General features: G+C 64.8%; 5 protein-coding genes. 1 reads left to right on the top strand and 4 read right to left on the bottom strand.

Going from position 1 to position 5,657, the window contains the following annotated elements; translation table 11 throughout:
- Positions 1-61: 61 nt before the first annotated feature.
- Positions 62-619 (top strand): VUT family protein, encoded by a 558-nt coding sequence (locus VKZ87_RS14825; RefSeq protein WP_324222039.1) that lies wholly within the window; start codon positions 62-64, stop codon positions 617-619.
- Here VKZ87_RS14825 and queC read toward each other — a convergent pair whose 3' ends face one another.
- The 4 genes from queC to VKZ87_RS14805 all read right to left on the bottom strand — a co-directional run.
- The gene (gene queC, locus VKZ87_RS14820; protein ID WP_324222038.1) at positions 620-1,333 is read right to left on the bottom strand and encodes a 7-cyano-7-deazaguanine synthase QueC; all 714 of its coding nucleotides are present in this window, start codon (positions 1,331-1,333) and stop codon (positions 620-622) included. It lies immediately after the preceding gene.
- Positions 1,330-3,927 (bottom strand): TRAP transporter permease, encoded by a 2,598-nt coding sequence (locus tag VKZ87_RS14815; RefSeq protein WP_324222037.1) that lies wholly within the window; start codon positions 3,925-3,927, stop codon positions 1,330-1,332. The genes queC and VKZ87_RS14815 overlap by 4 nt, the downstream gene beginning before the upstream one ends.
- 85 nt (positions 3,928-4,012) lie before the next feature.
- The gene (locus tag VKZ87_RS14810; RefSeq protein WP_324222036.1) at positions 4,013-4,993 is read right to left on the bottom strand and encodes a TAXI family TRAP transporter solute-binding subunit; all 981 of its coding nucleotides are present in this window, start codon (positions 4,991-4,993) and stop codon (positions 4,013-4,015) included.
- A 217-nt stretch (positions 4,994-5,210) separates the two neighbouring features.
- Positions 5,211-5,657: LysR substrate-binding domain-containing protein (locus VKZ87_RS14805; RefSeq protein WP_324222035.1), on the bottom strand; the 447-nt coding region annotated here is incomplete at its 5' end.

Genomic DNA, 5,657 nt, shown 5'->3' with positions numbered 1-5,657 from the left:
GGCCGCGGGTTGCCTTCCCGGCCCCGCCGCCGTATATCCCCGCGCAATCACCGGAGTTTTTATGGACCGCACCCGCTTCGAGGGCTTTGCCTTCCTGGCCGCTTTCATCGCCTGTGTGCCCGCAGCCAACTGGCTGATCGGGAATGTCGGCACTGTCTGCGTGCCGCAGGGGCCCTGCGTCATTCCGGTTGCGCCATTCGGCATCACTGCGCCCAGCGGCGTGCTGGTAATCGGCCTGGCGCTGGTTCTGCGCGACCTGGTGCAGCGCCGGCTGGGCAAACTCTGGGTGCTGGGCGCGATCCTGGCCGGCGCGGCCCTGTCGGGCTTCGTCGCGCCGCCGGCGCTGGTCGCGGCGTCGGTTGCCGCCTTCCTGCTGTCGGAACTCGCCGATTTTGCCGTCTACACGCCGCTGCAGCGCCGCGGCCTGATCCGCGCGGTGATCATCTCCAGCCTGGTCGGACTGGCGGTGGATTCGGTGGTGTTCCTGTATCTGGCCTTCGGCAGCCTCGACTATCTGGCCGGGCAGGTGATCGGCAAGGCCTGGATGGTGCTGCTCAGCATTCCCGCGATCCGCCTGCTGCGCGACCGCGATGAGCGGCTGGGCATCCAGGCGGCCTGATCAGGTGATTGAAGCCCGCATCTTCGCCACCGCGTCTTTCCAGTAATCGGGATCCTCGTAGTCGGTGGGATCCGCCACTCCGGCGAGATGAAACGCCTCGGCGCGCTCAACGCAGGTGCCGCAGCGGCCGCAATGCCGCTCGCCGCCCTTGTAGCAGCTCCAGGTCAGTTCATAGGGCACGCCAAGCCGCGCGCCCTCGGCCACAATGCCGGCCTTGTCGGTGTTGACGAAAGGTGCGTAAAGCTCGACCTGCCACATGCCCTCCAAGGCGCAATCCTGCATGGCGCGGAAGGCGTCGACGAAGGCCGGACGGCAATCGGGATAGATGAAGTGATCGCCGCTATGCACCGCGATGCCGACGGCGTCAGCCCTGGCGCCGGCGGCGATGCCGAACGCGATGCTCAGCATGATCGCATTGCGGTTCGGCACCACGGTCGACTTCATGTTGCTCTCAGCATAATGCCCGTCCGGCACCGCCCCGCCGCCGCTGATCAGCGAGGAGGAGGTGAGAAAACGGCCCAGCCCGGCGATGTCGACTACGTCATGACGCGCACCGAGCCGGGCGGCGATGGCGGCCGCCCGTTCGATCTCGCGCCGGTGGCGCTGGCCGTAATCGAAGGAAATCAGCCGCTCCAGCGCGCCGGCTTCCGCCACCCTGTAGGCCAGCGTGGCGGAGTCGATGCCGCCGGAACAGAGGACGACGGCCTTCCTCATGCCGTTGCGGGAATTGCCGCGGTCTTGCGGCGGCGCGTCTGCAGCAATGCCACCAGCGCGATCACCAGCAGGGCCGGGACGAACATCCAGTATTTGGACGGCCGGTCGGCGGGCACCAGAACGCCGGTGACGTCGAAGCCGGTCTCCAGGCCGACGCGGCGCGCATAGGAGCCGAACTCGACCGGGCCGACCTGCAGGCTGTCACCCAGCGCCATGAACCGCACGCCGGACGCCGCCAGCCGCGCCGGGCCGGGTGCCGGGTCGCCGACCGGCAGCGACACGGTCTTGCTGACATCGCGGCCTTCCAGGCTGATGCCTTCGATGGTGAAGGTGACCCGCGAGTTGCGGGGCAGCCTTTCGGCCACTTCATAGAGTTTGGCCGCCGGCAGATGCTCGTACGGGTCATAAACGAGATCCAGCCAGAAGCCGGGCCGGAACAGGGTGAAACAGGCCAGCAGCAGCAAGGCCGATTCCCAGATGCGATTGCGGGCGAGGAACCAGCCCATGGTCGCCGCCGAGAAGGCCAGCATGGCGATCACGCACGCCGCGATCACGAGTATCGTATCGGCCCAGCCTTCCAGGCCGATCAGGAGGATCTGCGGATTGAACACGAAGAGGAACGGCAGAACGGCGGTGCGCAGGCTGTAGAGGGCGCCCTGCAGGCCGGTCTTGATCGGATTCTCTCCCGAGATTGCCGCGGCGGCGAACGAGGCGAGGCCGACCGGCGGCGTCACATCCGCCATGATGCCGAAATAGAAGACGAACAGATGCACGGCGATCAGCGGAATGGCGACGCCACCCTGGGCGCCAAGCTCGACGATCACCGGCGCCATCAGGGTGGCCACCAGGATGTAGTTCGCCGTTGTCGGGATGCCCATGCCAAGCATCAGGCAGATGAAGGCCGTCAGGAACAGCATGGCGATGACATTGCCGCCCGAGACGAACTCGACGAGATCGGTCATCATCAGGCCCATGCCGGTGAGGGTCACCGTTCCGACGATGATGCCGGCCGTCGCCGTGGCGACGCCGATGCTGATCATGTTGCGGGCGCCGGTGTTCAGGCCGTCTATGAGGTCACCAAAACCCATGATCACCGAACTGCCGATCGCCGCGGGATTGCGGAACAGGGCAAACAGCGGCCGCTGCGTCACCAGCAGGCCGATGATGGTGGCAGTCCCCCAGAAGGCCGAGAGGCCGGGCGACATCTGCTCGACCATGAGGCACCACAGCAGCACCAGGATCGGCAGCAGGAAATGGAAGCCGGTGCGGGCGACATCCCACGCTTCCGGCAGGTGGATGATTGGTTCGTCCGGATCATCCAGCTTCAGTTCGGGGAAGCGCGCGGCATAGGCGATCAGGCCGACATATCCGCCGATGCCGAGCACGGCAAGCACCCACGGCGCGGCCTCGCCCAGCACGGCCTTGACGCCGAGAATGGCGTAATAGAGGGCGCAGATGACGGCAATCGTGCCGCTCCAGCCCAGTGCCTGCCGTAGCAGTCGCTCCCTGACCGGACGGATCACGCTGCGCTTGAGCGGTTCGGCGCCGATCTTCATGGCCTCGAGATGGACCATGTAGAACAGCGCGATATAGGAAATCAGCGCCGGCAGCAGGGCATGCTTGACGATCTGCGTGTAGGGAATGCCGACATACTCGACCATCAGGAAGGCGGCCGCGCCCATGACGGGCGGCATGATCTGACCGTTGATCGACGAGGCGGCTTCCACCGCGCCGGCCTTCACGCCGCTGATGCCGACGCGCTTCATCATCGGAATGGTGAAAATGCCGGTCGAGACGACATTGGACACCGAAGAACCGGAGATCAGTCCGGTCAGGCCCGAGGAAACCACCGCCACCTTGGCGGGACCGCCGCGCAGATGGCCCAGCAGCGCGAACGACATCTGCATGATGTAGTTGCCGGCTCCCGCCTTATCGAGCAGGGAACCGAACAGCACGAAAAGGAAGACGAAACTGGTGGAAACACCGAGGGCCACGCCGAAAACGCCCTCGGTGAAGAGCCACTGGTGCTGCAGGAACTTGCTGATCGACGATCCCTTGTGCTGAATCGCGTCAGGCATGTAGGGGCCGGCGAAGGTGAAGACGATGAAGGCCAGCGCAACGATGACCATCGGCGGTCCGAGACAGCGTCGTGCCGCTTCCAGCAGCAGGATGAGTCCGACCACGGCGACCACCAGGTCCTGGGTGATCGGAGTGCCGGGGCGCAGCGCCAGCGCGCCGTAATGCGTGAAGAGGTAACTGGCGGCAAAAGCGCCCAGCAGGGCGAATATCCAGTCGGCGACCGGCACATAGCGGCGCGGCGAGCGGCGGAAGGCCGGATAGCAGGTGAAGGCGAGGAATACCGCGAAGCCGAGATGGATCGCGCGCGCTTCCGTGTCGTTCAGGATGAAGATGCCGAACAGGAAGGGCAAAGGTGAGGCATACCAGAGCTGGAACAGCGACCAGGCCACTGCGGTGACGAGCAGCAGTCGGGCGACTGGCCCCGTGGGATTCCGGTTGCCGGTATCGGCTTCTGCGACCAGTTCGTCGAGAGCTTCCCTGCTGGTCTGGTTGGCGGATTTTGCCTCAATGCTCATGACCGTCCCCTGCTTTCTTGACCGGTCTGCAGACATAAAAAAGCCGGCCCGCAATCTGCGGGCCGGCTTCCCCCGTACCTAAGAGTTACATCCAACCCTTTTCCTTGTAGTACTTCACGGCACCATCATGCAGCGGCGCCGAGAGACCGTCCTTGATCATCTTCTTCGGATCAAGGTTGGCGAAGGCCGGATGCAGCTTCTTGAACTCGTCGAAGTTCTCGAACGTCGCCTTGACCAGCTGGTAGACGGTCTCACTGTCAACCTTGGTCGAGCTCACCAGCGTGGCGAGCACACCGTAGGTGTTGGTCGGCTGCGGGTTGTTGTTATACAGGCCACCCGGGATGGTCGCCTTGGCGAAATACGGATTCGCCGCCACCAGCTTGTCGACGGCCGGGCCCTCGATGGGAACCAGCTTGGCGCCGCAGGTGGTGGTCGGATCCTGGATGTTGGCCGACGGATGGCCGACGCCGTAGAAGAAGCCGTCGATCTTGTTATCGCACAGAGCCGGGCCGTGTTCGTCGGCCTTCAGCTCGGAAGCCAGCGCGAAGTCGCTGAGCTTCCAGCCCAGGGCGCCGAGCAGCTCTTCCAGCGAAGCGCGGGTGCCCGAACCGGGATTGCCGACGTTGAAGCGCTTGCCCTTCAGGTCCTCGAACTTCGTGACGTTGGCTTCCTTGCGGGCCAGGACGGTGAACGGCTCCGGATGGACCGAGAAGACCGAGCGCAGGTCGGCGAACGGGCCGGCATCCTTGAACGCACCGGCACCCTTGAGGCCGTTGTAATGGACGTCCGACTGGGCCATGCCGAAGTCGAGTTCGCCGGCGCGGATGGTGTTGACGTTATAGGCCGAGCCGCCGGTCGACTCGACCGAGCAGCGGATGCCGTGGGACTTGCGGTCCTTGTTCAGCAGACGGCAGATCGCGCCGCCCGCCGCATAGTACACGCCGGTCACACCACCGGTACCGATGGTGACGAATTTCTGCTGCGCCATGCCGGTGCCGGGCAGGGCGGCCAACAGGGCGGCGCCCAGGATGCCCCCGAACAGGTGCTTTGCGTTGAACTGAATCATGTAGTCCCTCCAAGTGTGTGCTGCGGTCATCCGCCGGGGTTTCGTCCGGTGCGGTACCGGGACGTGCCCGGTTCGATTATGGCCGCCCCTCTGGTTAGGAAAAGGCGTCGCGCCCCTGTGATAGCGGAAAGCCCAACTGCCCCACCATGCGTATCGATGCCGATTCCATAACCTCGCGGTATGGAGAACCACCGGGCCGCTTCCGTCAAGGATTTTATCAGGTTTTCACTGTGGGCGGCAGTGTCGCCGAGATGGACTTTTCGGTCTGCATCAGCATCGCGATGAACTTCCGCGCCAGAACGGAAGCCGGCTGGTGCTTCGCCCGCAGCGCGTGCACTGCAAAATCGATGCGCGGGCTGAGCGGCCGGACCGCGACCAGCTTCGGATCATGGGCGGCAGCCGTATACTGATCGACAATCGCCGCGCCGGCTCCGCGTGAAACCAGCGCCAGCGCGATCTGGTTTGTCTTGACTTCAACGATCGGGTTGAGGTCGACGCCGGAAAGTTTGACGGCAGCGCCGAACGCTGCGCCCAGCGGATCATCGCTGCGCAGGCCGATGAAGGGATGCCTGCGGAACCAGTCCAGCCTGAGCGATGCCGGCAGGCGGCTTTCCATTGCCTTCGGCACGATGCCGTAGAACTGGGCCTGCGCCACCGGCTGCAG

Origin of the sequence: Ferrovibrio sp., assembly GCF_035304305.1 — a bacterium.
Classification (GTDB): Bacteria; Pseudomonadota; Alphaproteobacteria; order Ferrovibrionales; family Ferrovibrionaceae; genus Ferrovibrio.
This window is presented reverse-complemented; position numbering and strand designations above follow the sequence as displayed.